General features: G+C 63.4%; 14 protein-coding genes. 13 read left to right on the top strand and 1 reads right to left on the bottom strand.

Annotation, left to right across the window (positions count from 1 at the left end; genetic code table 11):
- Positions 1–11 precede the first annotated feature (11 nt).
- From flhF to LOY53_RS18890, 13 genes are all read left to right on the top strand, one after another.
- A complete protein-coding gene (gene flhF, locus LOY53_RS18950; protein ID WP_027593014.1) occupies positions 12–1,319 on the top strand; it encodes a flagellar biosynthesis protein FlhF in 1,308 nt (435 codons plus the stop codon).
- Between the two features lie 93 nt (positions 1,320–1,412).
- Positions 1,413–2,246: a flagellar synthesis regulator FleN gene (gene fleN / locus LOY53_RS18945; protein WP_027593013.1), complete on the top strand. Its 834-nt coding sequence runs from the start codon at positions 1,413–1,415 to the stop codon at positions 2,244–2,246.
- Positions 2,243–2,983 (top strand): RNA polymerase sigma factor FliA, encoded by a 741-nt coding sequence (fliA, locus tag LOY53_RS18940; RefSeq protein ID WP_027593012.1) that lies wholly within the window; start codon positions 2,243–2,245, stop codon positions 2,981–2,983. Before fleN ends, fliA begins: the two co-directional genes overlap by 4 nt.
- Positions 2,984–3,100: 117 nt before the next feature.
- Entirely contained in the window at positions 3,101–3,475 is a 375-nt protein-coding gene (locus LOY53_RS18935) for a chemotaxis response regulator CheY (protein WP_077068541.1), read from the top strand.
- A gap of 20 nt (positions 3,476–3,495) precedes the next feature.
- The gene (locus tag LOY53_RS18930; RefSeq protein WP_027593010.1) at positions 3,496–4,284 is read left to right on the top strand and encodes a protein phosphatase CheZ; all 789 of its coding nucleotides are present in this window, start codon (positions 3,496–3,498) and stop codon (positions 4,282–4,284) included.
- 12 nt (positions 4,285–4,296) lie between these two features.
- Positions 4,297–6,516 carry a chemotaxis protein CheA gene (locus tag LOY53_RS18925; RefSeq protein WP_258703135.1) on the top strand — a complete coding sequence of 740 codons (2,220 nt, stop codon included), beginning with the start codon at positions 4,297–4,299 and terminating at the stop codon, positions 6,514–6,516.
- Between the two features lie 46 nt (positions 6,517–6,562).
- Positions 6,563–7,696: a chemotaxis response regulator protein-glutamate methylesterase gene (locus tag LOY53_RS18920; protein WP_252825277.1), complete on the top strand. Its 1,134-nt coding sequence runs from the start codon at positions 6,563–6,565 to the stop codon at positions 7,694–7,696.
- On the top strand, positions 7,696–8,436 hold the full coding sequence (locus LOY53_RS18915) for a flagellar motor protein (protein ID WP_027593007.1): 741 nt from the start codon (positions 7,696–7,698) through the stop codon (positions 8,434–8,436). The genes LOY53_RS18920 and LOY53_RS18915 overlap by 1 nt, the downstream gene beginning before the upstream one ends.
- 2 nt (positions 8,437–8,438) lie before the next feature.
- Positions 8,439–9,296, top strand: a complete 858-nt coding sequence (motD, locus tag LOY53_RS18910; RefSeq protein WP_027593006.1) for a flagellar motor protein MotD — start codon at positions 8,439–8,441, stop codon at positions 9,294–9,296.
- 148 nt (positions 9,297–9,444) lie between these two features.
- Positions 9,445–10,233: a ParA family protein gene (locus LOY53_RS18905; protein ID WP_027593005.1), complete on the top strand. Its 789-nt coding sequence runs from the start codon at positions 9,445–9,447 to the stop codon at positions 10,231–10,233.
- On the top strand, positions 10,233–11,108 hold the full coding sequence (locus tag LOY53_RS18900) for a CheW domain-containing protein (protein WP_258703134.1): 876 nt from the start codon (positions 10,233–10,235) through the stop codon (positions 11,106–11,108). The genes LOY53_RS18905 and LOY53_RS18900 overlap by 1 nt, the downstream gene beginning before the upstream one ends.
- Before the next feature lie 42 nt (positions 11,109–11,150).
- Entirely contained in the window at positions 11,151–11,630 is a 480-nt protein-coding gene (locus LOY53_RS18895) for a chemotaxis protein CheW (RefSeq protein ID WP_003254393.1), read from the top strand.
- A gap of 1 nt (position 11,631) precedes the next feature.
- Entirely contained in the window at positions 11,632–12,027 is a 396-nt protein-coding gene (locus LOY53_RS18890; RefSeq protein ID WP_099454927.1) for a DUF2802 domain-containing protein, read from the top strand.
- A gap of 125 nt (positions 12,028–12,152) precedes the next feature.
- Here the strand turns inward: LOY53_RS18890 and LOY53_RS18885 are convergent, their stop codons facing one another.
- Positions 12,153–14,891, bottom strand: coding sequence for a dermonecrotic toxin domain-containing protein (locus LOY53_RS18885; protein WP_258703133.1), 2,739 nt, complete (start codon positions 14,889–14,891; stop codon positions 12,153–12,155).

Raw genomic sequence — 14,891 nt, 5'->3', positions numbered from 1 at the left:
GGTAGTGGATAATGCAAGTTAAGCGATTTTTCGCCGCCGATATGCGTCAGGCCATGAAGCTGGTCCGGGATGAGCTTGGCTCCGATGCCGCCATCATCGGTAACCGCCGCATCGCCGGTGGTGTCGAATTGACGGCCGCGCTGGACTACAAATTGTCCGCCCTGGCCCCGCGCGTGCCCAACGCCGAGCTTGAAGAAGAGCTGCGCAAGACCCACACGCGCATTGCCACGGCTCAGGCTGAACTGGACCAGCGCAGCGACACCAGCGACAACAACCGCCAATTGTTCGCCGGCCAGTCGCTGACGGCCTCCGAGCCGCTGGTCGAGCCGCACGTGGACGCCCCTGCACCTGCCGCTGCGCCAGCCCCGGCGCCAGTCGACCCGCGCCTGTTCGATGCCATGCGCTCGGAGCTTTCGGGCCTGCGCGAGCTGCTGGAAGTGCAGCTCGGCTCGCTGGCCTGGAGCCAGCTGCAAGGCAGCAAGCCGCAGCAGGCCAACCTCTGGCGCCGCCTGCAGCGCATCGGCCTGTCCGGCCCGATTGCCCGTGAACTGCTCGACCTCACGACTGAGATCGAAGAGCCACGCCAGGCCTGGCGCATGCTGTTGGCGCACCTGGCGCGGATGATCGAAATCCCCGAGGTGGAGCCGATTGAAGAGGGCGGTGTGATCGCCATGGTCGGCCCGGCCGGCATGGGCAAGACCACCACCCTGGCCAAGCTGGCCGCGCGCTACGTGCTCAAGTACGGCGCCCCGCAGTTGGCGCTGGTGAGCATGGACAGCTTCCGCATCGGCGCCCAGGAGCAGCTCAAGACCCTGGGGCGCATCCTCAATGTGCCGGTGACCTACGTCGACCCGGGCCAGTCCCTGGCCCAGGCGCTGGAACCGCTGCTGCGTAAACGCGTGGTGCTGATCGATACCGCTGGCCTGCAGGCCAGCGACCCGGCCCTGCGCATGCAGCTGGAAACCCTGGCCAGCCGTGGCATCGCCGCGAAGAATTACCTGGTGCTGGCAACCACCAGCCAGAAGCAGGTGCTGACCGCCGCCTACCACAGCTACAAGCGCTGTGGCCTGGCCGGCTGCATCCTGACCAAACTCGATGAAACGGCAAGCCTCGGCGACGTGCTGAGCCTTGCCATCAGTCATGAATTGCCGGTGGCCTACCTGACCGATGGGCCGCGCATTCCCGACGATTTGCACTTGCCCCGGGCGCACCAGCTGGTCACCCGTGCGGTCAATGTGCAGCAGCAGGACGAGCCCAGCGAAGAGGCCATGGCCGATATGTTCGCTGATCTCTATCACAACCCACGGCGAGCGGGTTGATGATGAAGTGTGTGCAACGTAGCTATGCCAAGGGGCACGCAGAATTGCCTCACGTGTGGCCTGAGTCCCAGCGAGACAAGGTAAAGAACAGACATGGGTAGCATGCATCCCGTACAGGTGATCGCCGTGACCGGTGGCAAAGGTGGCGTCGGCAAGACTAACGTTTCAGTGAACCTGTCTCTGGCGCTGGCCGAGCTTGGCCGCAGGGTCATGTTGCTGGACGCCGACCTGGGCCTGGCCAATGTCGACGTATTGCTTGGCCTGACCCCCAAACGCACCCTGGCCGACGTTATTGAAGGGCGCTGTGAGCTGCGCGATGTGATGCTGCAAGGCCCCGGCGGTGTGCGCATCGTACCGGCGGCCTCCGGCACCCAGAGCATGGTGCACCTGGCGCCAGCCCAGCACGCTGGCCTGATCCAGGCGTTCAGCGACGTCGGCGACAACCTCGATGTGCTGGTGATCGACACCGCTGCGGGTATCGGTGACTCGGTGGTCAGCTTCGTTCGCGCGGCCCAGGAAGTGCTGCTGGTGGTGTGCGACGAACCCACCTCGATCACCGACGCCTACGCACTGATCAAACTGCTCAACCGTGACTACGGCATGAACCGCTTCCGGGTGCTGGCCAACATGGCGCAGAGCCCGCAAGAAGGGCGCAACCTGTTCGCCAAGTTGACCAAGGTCACCGATCGCTTCCTTGACGTTGCCCTGCAGTACGTGGGCGCCGTGCCATACGACGAGTGCGTGCGCAAGGCGGTGCAGAAGCAGCGTGCGGTGTACGAAGCGTTCCCGCGTTCCAAGTGTGCGTTGGCCTTCAAGGCCATTGCGCAGAAGGTCGACAGCTGGCCGTTGCCGGCCAACCCGCGCGGGCATCTGGAATTCTTCGTCGAGCGTCTGGTGCAGCCCACCAGCGCAGGACCGGTACTATGAATGCGAGCGGCTTCAAGATGTACAGCAGGGCGTCAAAAGACGCCCAGTACGAGCTGATCGAACGCTACGCCCCGCTGGTCAAGCGCATCGCCTATCACCTGTTGGCGCGGCTGCCGGCCAACGTCCAGGTCGAAGACCTGATCCAGGCTGGCATGATCGGCCTGCTGGAAGTGGCCAACAAGTATGACGCCAGCAAGGGCGCCAGCTTCGAGACCTACGCCGGCATCCGCATCCGCGGCGCGATGCTCGATGAGGTGCGCAAGGGCGATTGGGCACCGCGTTCGGTGCACCGCAATACCCGCATGGTCAGTGACGCAATGCGCGCCGTTGAAGCAAGAACCGGTCGCGACGCTAAAGATCACGAGGTTGCTGCCGAACTCCAATTGAGTCTCGATGATTATTACGGGATTTTGAACGATACCCTGGGCAGCCGGCTGTTCAGCTTCGACGACCTGTTGCAGGACGGCGAGCACGAAGGCCTGCACGAAGACGGCGCCAGTGGCCAGGTCGAACCGGCGCGGGGCCTTGAAGACGAGCGCTTCCAGGCTGCCCTGACCGATGCGATCGCCAACCTGCCAGAGCGCGAGCGGCTGGTGCTGGCGCTGTACTACGACGAAGAGCTGAACCTCAAGGAAATCGGTGAGGTGCTGGGCGTCAGCGAGTCGCGGGTAAGCCAGTTGCACAGCCAGTGCGCCGCACGTTTGCGCAGCCGTCTGGGTGAGTGGCGGGCGCGCTGAGCGCCAGCCGTTGCACTGAAGACGCTGCAGCCGTTTTACGTTGTGCCGAATTGAATGAATGCGTGCTCGGGGGCCGAGCGCGTTTGAGACTGCTTGGAGGTCTAATTGGACAAGAACATGAAAATCCTCATCGTTGACGACTTTTCGACGATGCGGCGGATCATCAAGAACCTGCTGCGTGATCTGGGCTTCACCAACACCGACGAAGCTGACGACGGCACCACCGCGTTGCCGATGCTGGAAAACGGCCACTACGACTTCCTGGTGACCGACTGGAACATGCCGGGCATGTCCGGTATCGATCTGCTGCGCAAAGTCCGCGCCAGCGAAAAGCTTAAAACCATGCCGGTACTGATGGTGACGGCCGAGGCCAAGCGCGACCAGATCATCGAAGCGGCCCAGGCCGGCGTTAATGGTTACGTGGTCAAGCCGTTCACCGCTCAGGTGCTCAAAGAAAAGATCGAGAAGATCTTCGAACGCGTCAACGGCTGAGTCACGTCAGGGGGCGCGCCATGGATTCATCACAAACGTCTTTGGGGGAGTTCGAATCGACCCTGAAGAAGCATGCCCAGGAGCTGGTAGAGAGCCTGGAGCGCGGGCGCTTCGGCGAGGCGGTGCAGCTGATTCATCAGCTGAACCAGACCCGCGACCGCGGCTTGTATCAGGAAGTCGGCAAGCTGACCCGTGAGCTGCACAGTGCGATCGTCAGTTTCCAGATCGACCCGCACATGCCGCAGGCCGAGGAGGTCTCGCAGATCACCGACGCCACCGAGCGCCTGTCCTATGTGGTCAAACTGACCGAAGGTGCCGCTAACCGCACCATGGACTTGGTCGAGGAAAGCACACCGGTGCTCAACGACCTGGCGGGTGAGGCCAAGGCCCTGAGCGTGGACTGGCAGCGCTTCATGCGCCGCGAAGTGGCCGCGCCGGAATTCCGTGACCTGGTCAAACGCGTCGACAGTTTCCTGACACACAGCGCCGAAGGTAACCGCAAGGTCTCAGGCCACCTCAACGACATTCTGCTGGCTCAGGACTATCAAGACCTGACCGGGCAGGTGATCAAGCGGGTCACCGCGCTGGTCACCGAGGTGGAAAGCAACCTGCTCAAGCTCGTGCTGATGGCCAGTCAAGTCGACCGTTTTGCCGGTATCGAACATGACCACCAGCAGCTGCGTGCTGAAAAAGATCAAGAAAAACATCCGACTCGGGGTGAAGGTCCGCAGATTCATGCCGATAAGCGTGAAGACGTCGTGTCCGGTCAGGACGATGTCGATGATCTGCTGTCCAGTCTGGGTTTTTAAGGAGCACGTTTAATGAGCTTCGGCGCCGATGAAGAAATCCTTCAGGATTTCCTGGTAGAAGCCGGCGAAATTCTTGAGCAACTGTCCGAGCAACTGGTCGAGCTGGAAAGCCGACCGGATGATGCCGACCTGCTCAATGCCATTTTTCGCGGTTTCCACACTGTAAAAGGGGGCGCCGGCTTCCTCCAGCTCAACGAGCTGGTGGAGTGCTGCCATATCGCCGAGAACGTGTTCGACATCCTGCGCAAAGGTGAGCGCCGGGTCGACGCCGAATTGATGGACGTGGTGCTGGAGGCGCTGGACACGGTCAACAGCATGTTTGGCCAGGTCCGCGAGCGCAGCGAGGTCATCCCCGCTACCCCAGAACTGCTGGCGGCGTTGTCGCGCCTGGCCGAGCCTGCTGCTGCCGAGGAGGTCGCAGCGCCTGCGGCTGCAGCCGAGCCGGTCGCCGCGGCGCCTGCCGAAGAGCCAGACATCACCGACAGCGAATTCGAGCAGCTGCTCGACTCGCTCGACGCGGTCAAGGCCCAGGCCGCTGCCGATGAGCAGATGCAAGGCGAAACCGTCAGCAGCGCCGGTGACGAAATCACCGACGCCGAATTCGAATCGTTGCTCGACCAGTTGCATGGCAAAGGCCAGTTCAGCGCCGAAGTCGCCGCTGAGCCTGTGGCCAGCGCTGCGGCACCGGTCAGCGATGAAATCACCGATGAAGAGTTCGAGTCGCTGCTCGACCAGTTGCACGGCAAGGGCACCTTCCAGGCCGATGCCTTGCCGGCCGCCAATGCGCCAGCAGCGGCAGCGCCGCAAAGCGTTGCAGCGGCCAGCCCAACGAGTGACGAGATCAGCGAGCACGAGTTCGAAGCCTTGCTCGATGAGTTGCACGGCAAGGGCAAGTTCTCGGGGGACGCGGTCGCGGTCGAAACGCCTGTCGCCGCCAAGGTCGAGAGTAAGCCGGTGGCCAAACCGGCAGCTGCTCCGGCACCCGCCCCAGCAGCTGCCAGCAAGCCGGCACCTGCGCCTCGCGCGCCGGCCCCAGCGGCAGAAAAACATGCGGTCAGCGAGGCGGAAACCACCGTGCGCGTCGACACTGCACGCCTGGACGAGATCATGAACATGGTCGGCGAACTGGTGCTGGTGCGTAACCGCCTGGTGCGCCTGGGCTTGAACAGCGGTGACGAGGCCATGTCCAAGGCCGTGTCGAACCTCGACGTGGTCACCGCCGACCTGCAGACCGCGGTCATGAAGACCCGCATGCAGCCGATCAAGAAAGTCTTCGGCCGCTTCCCGCGCCTGGTTCGCGACCTGGCCCGCCAGCTCAAGAAAGAGATCAACCTGGAGCTGGTCGGTGAAGAAACCGACCTCGACAAGAACCTGGTCGAGGCCCTGGCCGACCCGTTGGTGCACTTGGTGCGCAACGCCGTCGACCATGGCGTCGAGATGCCCGACGAGCGTGAAGCCACCGGCAAGGCGCGGACGGGCCGGGTGGTGCTGTCGGCTGAACAGGAAGGCGACCATATCCTGTTGTCGATCTCTGATGACGGCAAGGGCATGGACCCCAACATCCTGCGCGCCAAGGCCGTGGAAAAGGGCCTGATGGACAAGGACGCCGCCGAGCGTCTGAGCGAGTCGGACTGCTACAACCTGATCTTCGCCCCGGGCTTCTCGACCAAGACCGAGATCTCTGACGTGTCTGGCCGTGGTGTCGGCATGGACGTGGTGAAGACCAAGATTTCCCAGCTCAATGGCTCGATCAACATCTACTCGGCCAAGGGCCAGGGTTCGAAGATCGTCATCAAGGTGCCGCTGACCCTGGCGATCATGCCGACCCTGATGGTGATGCTGGGCAACCAGGCCTTCGCCTTCCCGTTGGTCAACGTCAACGAGATCTTCCACCTCGACCTCTCGCGCACCAACGTGGTCGATGGCCAGGAAGTGGTGATCGTGCGCGACAAGGCACTGCCGCTGTTCTACCTCAAGCGCTGGCTGGTCCAGGGCCAGGTGCACGAAGAGCAGCACGAGGGCCATGTGGTGATCCTGTCGGTCGGCACCCAACGCATCGGCTTTGTCGTCGATCAACTGGTGGGCCAGGAAGAAGTGGTAATCAAGCCGCTGGGCAAGATGCTGCAGGGCACGCCGGGCATGTCCGGGGCCACGATCACCGGCGACGGTCGTATCGCGTTGATCCTCGACGTTCCGAGCATGCTCAAGCGTTACGCCGCGCGGCGTATTTGATTTCGGTGGCGCGCCCTGGCGGGTTGCGCCGCCTAATGGAGTGTTTATGGCAGTCAAGGTCCTGGTGGTGGATGATTCCGGTTTCTTCCGCCGCCGTGTCTCGGAAATCCTCTCGGCGGACCCGACGATCCAGGTAGTGGGTACCGCGACCAATGGCAAGGAAGCAATCGACCAGGCGCTGGCGCTCAAGCCCGATGTCATCACCATGGACTACGAAATGCCCATGATGGACGGCATCACCGCAGTGCGGCACATCATGCAGCGCTGCCCGACGCCGGTGTTGATGTTTTCTTCGCTGACCCATGAAGGCGCCCGGGTGACCCTCGACGCGCTGGATGCCGGTGCGGTGGATTACCTGCCGAAGAACTTCGAAGACATCTCGCGCAACCCCGAGAAGGTCAAGCAGATGCTGTGCGAAAAGGTGCATACCCTGTCGCGCAGCAACCGTCGTTTCGGCAGCTACAACCCAGCGCCTGCCCCTGCGCCGATCACTACCGGCAGCAGCCATGCGCCGACCAGCAGTTTCGCAAGCCCGGCCTCGGCCCCGGCGCGCACGGCACCGCCGGTACGCACCCCGGCCGCGGCGCCCGCGGCACATGCCCCGGCACCCAAGCGCAAACCTTACAAGCTGGTGGCCATCGGTACATCCACGGGCGGCCCGGTGGCGCTGCAGCGGGTGCTGACGCAGTTGCCCGCCAACTTCCCGGCGCCGATCGTGCTGATCCAGCACATGCCAGCGGCCTTCACCAAGGCGTTTGCCGAACGCCTGGACAAGCTGTGCAAGATCAGCGTGAAGGAAGCCGAGGACGGTGACCTGTTGCGCCCAGGCCTGGCGCTGCTGGCTCCGGGTGGCAAGCAGATGATGATCGATGGCCGTGGCACGGTGAAGATCCTGCCGGGTGACGAGCGCCTCAACTACAAGCCGTGCGTGGACATCACCTTCGGCTCGGCCGCCAAGTCGTACGGCGACAAGGTGCTGTCGGTGGTGCTCACCGGCATGGGCGCCGACGGCCGTGAAGGCGCGCGCCTGCTCAAGCAGGGCGGCAGTACCGTGTGGGCCCAGGATGAAGCCAGCTGCGTGATCTATGGCATGCCCATGGCCATCGTCAAAGCCAACCTGGCCGACGCGGTGTACAGCCTGGACGAGATCGGCAAGCACCTGGTCGAGGCCTGCGTCTGATGGACGTGCTAAGCCTGATCGGCCTGATCCTGGCGTTTGTCGCGATTGTCGGCGGCAACTTCCTCGAAGGCGGGCATGTCGGTGCGCTGATCAATGGCCCGGCGGGCTTGATCGTGCTGGGCGGCACCTTGGCGGCGGCGCTGTTGCAGTCGCCGCTGTCGGCCTTCAAGCGTGCTTTGCAGATTTTGCGCTGGATCCTGTTCCCGCCCCGGGTCGATCTGGCGGGCGGTATCGACCGGGTGGTCAACTGGAGCCTGACGGCGCGCAAAGAGGGCCTGCTGGGCCTGGAAGGGGTGGCCGATGCCGAGCCCGACCCTTATGCGCGCAAGGGCCTGCAGTTGCTGGTCGACGGTGCCGAGCCTGAAGCCATTCGCAGCATTCTCGAAGTCGACTTCCTGACCCAGGAAGGCCGTGACATCCAGGCCGCCAAGGTGTTCGAGAGCATGGGCGGCTACGCCCCGACCATCGGCATCATCGGTGCGGTGATGGGCCTGATCCATGTGATGGGCAACCTGGCCGACCCGTCGCAGCTGGGTAACGGCATCGCCGTGGCGTTCGTCGCCACCATCTACGGCGTGGCCAGCGCCAACCTGATCCTGTTGCCGATCGCCAACAAGCTCAAGGCCATCGTCATGCGCCAGTCGCGCTACCGCGAGATGCTGCTTGAGGGCCTGCTGTCGATTGCCGAGGGTGAAAACCCGCGCTCGATTGAGCTGAAGCTGCAAGGCTTCATGGAGTAACCATGCGCCGCCGTCGTCATACCGAGGAACACGAGAATCACGAGCGCTGGCTGGTGTCGTACGCCGACTTCATCACCTTGCTGTTTGCGTTTTTCGTGGTCATGTACTCGATTTCCTCGATCAACGAGGGCAAGTACAAGGTCATCTCGCAGGCCTTGCTCGGTGTGTTCAACGACCCCGAGCGGAGCATGAAGCCGATCCCCATCGGTGATGAGCAGCCGCTGAGCGTGCGCCCAGCCGAGCCTTTGGTCAGGGACAGCGAGCAGACCGAAGCGGGCCTGGCGCAGACCAACGTCGACCCGCTGAAGACCATCAGCGACGACGTGCGCGACGCCTTCGGCGACCTGATCAAGACCGACCAGATGACCGTGCGCGGCAATGAGCTGTGGATTGAAATCGAGCTCAGTTCCTCGCTGTTGTTCGGCAGCGGTGATGCCATGCCCAGCGACAAGGCCTTCGATATCATCGAAAAGGTGGCGAACATCCTCAAGCCGTTCGCCAACCCGGTGCATGTCGAAGGCTTTACCGACAACCTGCCGATTCGCACCGCGCAGTACCCGACCAACTGGGAACTGTCGTCGGCGCGGGCGGCCAGCATCGTCCGCCTGCTGGCCATGGAAGGGGTCAACCCGGCGCGCATGGCCTCGGTGGGCTATGGCGAGTATCAGCCGGTCGCCAGCAACGACAGTGCCGAAGGCCGTGCGCGCAACCGCCGCGTGGTGCTGGTGATTTCGCGCAACCTCGAAGTGCGCCGCAGCCTGACCGGCACAGGCAGCGCCAATGCTACGCCGGATGCGGCGTTGCGCCGTGCTGGCACACAAAGTGCACCGGCAACGCCAGCAATGGGGACGGGGCAATAACTCGTCAATTCTCTGTCACCGCGTACCCTGTGGGAGCCGGCTTGCCGGCGATGCAGGCAACGCGGTGTGTGGCACCGGCTTTGCCGGTGATCGCCGGCAAGCCGGCTCCCACAGGGTATCAGCGTCATCATGAGTCAAGAGTTGTCCTATGAGAGTCTGGGCAGTAGCCAATCAAAAAGGTGGCGTCGGCAAGACCACCACGACCATCGCCCTGGCTGGCCTGCTGGCTGAGGCGGGCAAGCGCGTGGTCGTCGTCGACCTCGACCCGCATGGGTCGATGACCAGTTATTTCGGGCACAACCCCGATGCGCTGGAACACAGCTGCTATGACCTGTTCCTGCACCAGGGCAGCGTGCCCGAGGGCTTGCCGGGGCAATTGCTGCTGCCGACGAGCGACGAGCGTATTTCGCTGTTGCCATCGAGCACTGCGCTGGCGGTGCTGGAGCGCCAGTCGCCGGGCAAGAATGGCCTGGGGCTGGTGATCGCCAAGAGTCTGGCGCAGCTGTGGCAAGACTTCGACTTTGCCTTGATCGACAGCCCGCCCTTGCTCGGCGTGCTGATGGTCAACGCGCTGGCGGCCAGCCAGCAACTGGTGATCCCGGTGCAGACCGAATTCCTCGCGGTCAAGGGCCTGGAACGCATGGTCGGTACCCTGGCCATGGTCAACCGTTCGCGTAAACAGGCCCTGCCTTACCAGATCGTACCGACCCTGTTCGACCGCCGTACCCAGGCCTCCCTGGGCACGCTCAAACTGTTGCGCGACACTTATGGGCAGCATGTCTGGCAGGGTTACATCCCGGTCGACACGCGCTTGCGCGATGCCAGCCGCAAGGGCGTGACGCCTTCGCAGTTCGATGGCAAGAGTCGTGGGCTGATTGCCTACCGGGCGCTGCTCAAGCATTTACTGACCTACAAAACCGCAGTGCAGGTGGCCTGATGACCCAGACACGGCAAACCAGCACGCGGCCGCAGATGGCCCTGCAATCCTACCTCGATGGCTTGTTGCAAGAGGCCACCGAGGCCGACGACCTGATCGAGCTGCCGACGGCACCGGAGGCCTTCGCCGACGCGGTGCGCGAGGAGCAGGCGCGTGATGCACGCCAGCCTGCCCAGGCCACCCTCGCGGCGCCCCGGCCCTTTGCCGAACCGCGGTTACAGGTGCTGCCCAGCGTGCTGCCGGTGGAAGAACCGGTGGTGGCGGTGGTCGAGCAGCAGGTAGTGGCCGAGGCCAGCATCCCGGTGCTGATCGAAGCGCCCGCGGTAGAACCGGCGGTGCCGGTGGTGGATGTGCACCTGCCAGCGCCGAACCTGCCGGTGCCGCCGGCCAGCATCGATGGCCGCCCGGCCTGGGCAGCGGAGCCGTTCGAGTGCCTGCTGTTCGACGTCGCCGGGCTGACCTTGGCGGTGCCCTTGGTGTGCCTGGGCTCGATCTACAACCTGGCCGGTCAGGAGCTGACGCCGCTGTTCGGCCAACCGGACTGGTTTCTTGGCATCCTGACCTGCCAGGCCGGCAACCTGAAGGTCCTCGACACCGCGCGCTGGGTAATGCCCGACCGCTACCGCGACGATTTTCGCCAGGGCCTGCAGTATGTGATTTCGGTTCAGGGCTATGAATGGGGGCTGGCCGTGCACCAGGTCAGCCGTTCCCTGCGCCTGGACCCGTCCGAGATCAAGTGGCGCAGCCAGCGTGGCCAGCGCCCCTGGTTGGCCGGCACGGTGATCGAACACATGTGTGCCTTGCTCGACGTAGCCGAACTGGCCGAGCTGATCGCCAGCGGCGCAGTCAAGCAGATGCACGCCAAACACAAATGACACCGAACACACCGCCTAGGGCGGATTTTGAGGGGTAGGGGAATGAAAAAGTCGTCCGCACAAGGTTCCGAAGATCCGATCCTGCAATGGGTAACCTTCCGTCTGGACAACGAGTCCTACGGGATCAATGTCATGCAGGTGCAGGAAGTGCTGCGCTACACCGAGATCGCCCCGGTACCGGGCGCGCCGAGCTACGTGCTGGGCATCATCAACCTGCGTGGCAACGTGGTGACGGTGATCGACACCCGCCAGCGTTTTGGCCTGATGCCGACCGAGGTGACCGATAACACCCGTATCGTCATCATCGAGGCGGACAAGCAAGTGGTCGGCATCCTGGTCGACAGCGTTGCCGAGGTGGTCTACCTGCGTCAGTCCGAGATCGAGACGGCGCCGAACGTGGGTAACGAAGAATCGGCCAAGTTCATCCAGGGCGTGTGCAACAAGAACGGCGAACTGCTGATCCTGGTGGAACTGGACAAGATGATGACCGAGGAAGAGTGGTCCGAGCTTGAGAACATCTGAGTTGATCCTTGAGGTTGCTGTCATCTTCCTGGCGCTGCTGTGGGCGCTGGGTGTGTGGATGTTCCTCAACCACACCAAGCGCCAGCGGGAGCTGGCGGCGCAACAGGCTGCGGGTGATGCGCTGCGTGATCAGCGCATCAAGGACCTGGCCAAGCGCCTGGACGACTACCAGAACGGTACCGTGCGCATGGGTGAGGCCATCCATGACGTGCGCGAGACGTTGGCCACCTTGCCGGATCGGCTGGAGCGGCTGGAGCAGCGTGACCCCAGCAGCGTCACCTTCAGCCAGGCGGCCAAGCTGGTCGGCATGGGCGCGAGCGTGTCCGAGCTGACCGAGACCTGCGGCCTGACCCAGGCCGAGGCGGAGTTGATGAGCAAGCTGCACCGTACCGAGTGAGCTGAGTCGTTGGGGCCGCTGTGCGGCCCTTCGCAGCGCAAGGCTGCTCCTACAGGTACAGCGCCATTTTGTAGGAGTAGCCTTGTGCTGCGAAGGGCTGCGCAGCAGCCCCAATGGCTCACACGTCAGGTGGTAGCCCAGGAATGCATCCCTCCCACCTTGGCCAGGCGATTGAGCGGCAAGCGTTCGTGCCAGACCGCGCGCAACATCTCGAACTCGATGAACAGGTTGCTGTTAATACGCGGCATCGTGTACAGGTTGTACAGCTGACGAATCAGGTACAGGTCGGGCAGCAAGCGGTCGGTCACTGCGTTGAGCATCGCCGGGCCGGTGATGTGGCTGAGGCGTTTGGCGTACGCATAGAACCCTCGCGGGTCGCTGGCCAGGGTCGGCCGCGCTCGGTAGAAGTCCGGGTCGGCGAGAAAACGCGCCTGCATCTCTTCCGATATCGCCAGCAAGGTCGGGTTGCCAGCATGGCTACCGATCATGCTGGTGTTATAGAGGGTGTTCATGCCCAGTTTCTGATTGGACATGGGCGGATGCAGGAGCAACCCGTCATCGGTGGTCGCCAGCACCACATCATCGATCGCCGCGTGTGCGCCTTGGCCCAGTAGTTGGTCATCGACGTCCATGTACAGCCCACCTTCGGCGTGCAGCATCGGGTAGCGCAACACGTCCGATGCGGAAGAGAAGTTGGTGGCCACGCCATTATTGCCGTCGATCGCTGCCTGGTAATGGCCGAAATACTGACTTCGCTCGAAGGCTTTGAAAAACGCTTGGTCCTCCAATGGCAGTACCTGCAGCCCCGGCACGTTCCTGGCCAGTTCTTCGACGTTGTGCGCATGGGCCTGCGGGTTTGCCTTGGACAAGTACAGCCGGTACTGGTACGGGCCTTCCTGCAGGCGCCGGGCATTGCCAGCCAACGTTTCAAGCAGCTCGGGGCCAAGCGTCTTGTCGCCTACCCACAGCGATGTAATCCGTTGCGGGATGGGGCGGGCGCCGGCGGGAAATGCGCTGGGTAGCTGCACGGGCAGTTGCAGGTCGATACCCAGGCCGCGCAGTGATGCCATGCGCATCGGGTCGGTGACGGCCCGGCCTTCGGGGGTGGCGGGGCGCATGTTGCCGGTGAGCGGTTCGGCTTCGAAGTAGGTCGGGTCTACTTCATTAGTGCCTTCCTCGGTGATGAACAGGTCGGCCTGCATGTCATAAACCAATTCAAGCTCTTGCGGGTAATCCGGCGTCTCCTCGTAATAGCTGATCATCCGATCGGTGTCGCCGTTGTACCGCGGGTAGCGCCGTATTGAGTTGGCCACTGCGGCATCGCCGTCCGGTAGTGGCGCGATGGGAGCAGGGCGGTGGAAGTAGGGCGCGACATCCACTGGGGGCAAATGCGGTGGGTCGGAAGGGCTCAGCGGGTAACCCCACTGCTCGTTCACCCGGCGCGGGGCGACGAAGCCGTCCTGCTCGAAACGCAGCAGGCCCTTGCCTTTGGCCACTGCTTCCAGTGCCAGCGGCGTTGCATTGAGCAGGCCATAGGTGATGTTGCCGATGCCGTCGAGCTTGTCGTGCAGGGTCTTGCCATTGATGGCTTGGTCCAGGCCCAGGCCCAGTTGCACGATACCGCCCAGCGCCAGCAAGGGCGCCAGGCCGGGCACCACGAAGGTGAGCGGCGCCAGCAGGTTGAGCGTGCTGTTGAGGTAGCTGCGCCATTTGCGTTTGCTGATCTCGCTGTTGCTGGTGATGATGAAATCGGCATCGTCGTAGCAGCGCTGCCGCTGACGCAGGGCCATGGCCTGGAACAGGTCGCCGGTGATCCTCGGGTTGTACTTGCCGGGGCGGTAGTTGACATAGGTGCGCGGGGGCCAGGTGCCGTCGTCGTTGAAAAAGCCATGTTCCGGTGGCAGGCGATGGCTGCGTGGGTATTCGCCCAAGCCTTCAAGGGCGGTGTCCAGGCCGCTGAAGTCGATGCCCTGGGGGCCATCGGCCAAGCGAAAGTGTTGCTTGAGCGCCTGGCGCCGGGTGGCGTCCTTGCACTGTTGGCCGACCCAATCCTTCAACAGCGCTTCGCTGGCGAACTCCTGCAGGGGCGAGCTGTTGCCGGCTACATAGAGCAAGGTCAGGTCGCTGTGGCTGTCGTTGATGTACAGCAGGTCCGTGGATGCGTAGCCGTAAATGCTCAGGGTGCTCAGGCGCAGGCCCTTGCCGCGTGGGATGACATCGGCCGCGCGCCAGGCCAGTTGGCGGGCGGCGTCGCTGAGGCTGCCGTCGCCGATCTGCTTGTTGCAGGCAGCTAGGAAGTTGAGTTTGCAGCACAGGCGGTAACTGAGCAGTTGGTCGTGCCAGTAGGCGTCGAGCGACGCCTTGTAGCGGGTGTGGAAGTCCAGTGCCTCGATGTGACGCTGCAGGGCTTCGGCACGTACGTTCAGCAGCGTCGAGTGGTCGTAGCGGGCAGGTTCGGTCCGCTTGAACAGGCCGTTGAACACCTCATACCAGGCCCCGTTGTCGACGTGCGGTTGTGCTGGGAGGTGCTCGACACAGGTGATTGGGCCGTCGTCGGGCAGCCTGCCGGCCCAGGGGGCTTTGAACAGGCCGCCGAAAAAGTCGTTGTTGGATTCACCTTGCCAGTTCATCAGCACGGCTTGCGTCAGGCTCACACGCTGCACTACCTGTGCCTGGTACTGGGTGGCTCCAGCCGGGTGTATGTGCAGCGTTACCACCTCGACCTGGTCGGGGTCGAGGTGCACGCCTTGTGTCACCAGCCAGTCCTGGATGGCCTGCTTGGCGTCGCGGTCGGGTCGGGGCAGGGTGGCTAGGTGATTGCGTACGTACTGCACGCCAGCCGCGTTGATGTGGGTGGTCGGCAT

Origin of the sequence: Pseudomonas sp. B21-031, assembly GCF_024748985.1 — a bacterium.
Classification (GTDB): Bacteria; Pseudomonadota; Gammaproteobacteria; order Pseudomonadales; family Pseudomonadaceae; genus Aquipseudomonas; species Aquipseudomonas kermanshahensis.
The sequence above is the reverse complement of the archived record's forward strand: the minus strand, read 5'-3'. Positions and strand labels throughout refer to the sequence as shown.

Bases quoted from the DNA above. Each gene is read 5' to 3' on its own strand.
- flhF (WP_027593014.1), top strand. From the start codon at position 12: ATGCAAGTTAAGCGATTTTTCGCCGCCGATATGCGTCAGGCCATGAAG.
- fleN (WP_027593013.1), top strand. From the start codon at position 1,413: ATGGGTAGCATGCATCCCGTACAGGTGATCGCCGTGACCGGTGGCAAA.
- fliA (WP_027593012.1), top strand. From the start codon at position 2,243: ATGAATGCGAGCGGCTTCAAGATGTACAGCAGGGCGTCAAAAGACGCC.
- LOY53_RS18935 (WP_077068541.1), top strand. From the start codon at position 3,101: ATGAAAATCCTCATCGTTGACGACTTTTCGACGATGCGGCGGATCATC.
- LOY53_RS18930 (WP_027593010.1), top strand. From the start codon at position 3,496: ATGGATTCATCACAAACGTCTTTGGGGGAGTTCGAATCGACCCTGAAG.
- LOY53_RS18925 (WP_258703135.1), top strand. From the start codon at position 4,297: ATGAGCTTCGGCGCCGATGAAGAAATCCTTCAGGATTTCCTGGTAGAA.
- LOY53_RS18920 (WP_252825277.1), top strand. From the start codon at position 6,563: ATGGCAGTCAAGGTCCTGGTGGTGGATGATTCCGGTTTCTTCCGCCGC.
- LOY53_RS18915 (WP_027593007.1), top strand. From the start codon at position 7,696: ATGGACGTGCTAAGCCTGATCGGCCTGATCCTGGCGTTTGTCGCGATT.
- motD (WP_027593006.1), top strand. From the start codon at position 8,439: ATGCGCCGCCGTCGTCATACCGAGGAACACGAGAATCACGAGCGCTGG.
- LOY53_RS18905 (WP_027593005.1), top strand. From the start codon at position 9,445: ATGAGAGTCTGGGCAGTAGCCAATCAAAAAGGTGGCGTCGGCAAGACC.
- LOY53_RS18900 (WP_258703134.1), top strand. From the start codon at position 10,233: ATGACCCAGACACGGCAAACCAGCACGCGGCCGCAGATGGCCCTGCAA.
- LOY53_RS18895 (WP_003254393.1), top strand. From the start codon at position 11,151: ATGAAAAAGTCGTCCGCACAAGGTTCCGAAGATCCGATCCTGCAATGG.
- LOY53_RS18885 (WP_258703133.1), bottom strand. From the start codon at position 14,891: ATGCCGACCACCCACATCAACGCGGCTGGCGTGCAGTACGTACGCAAT.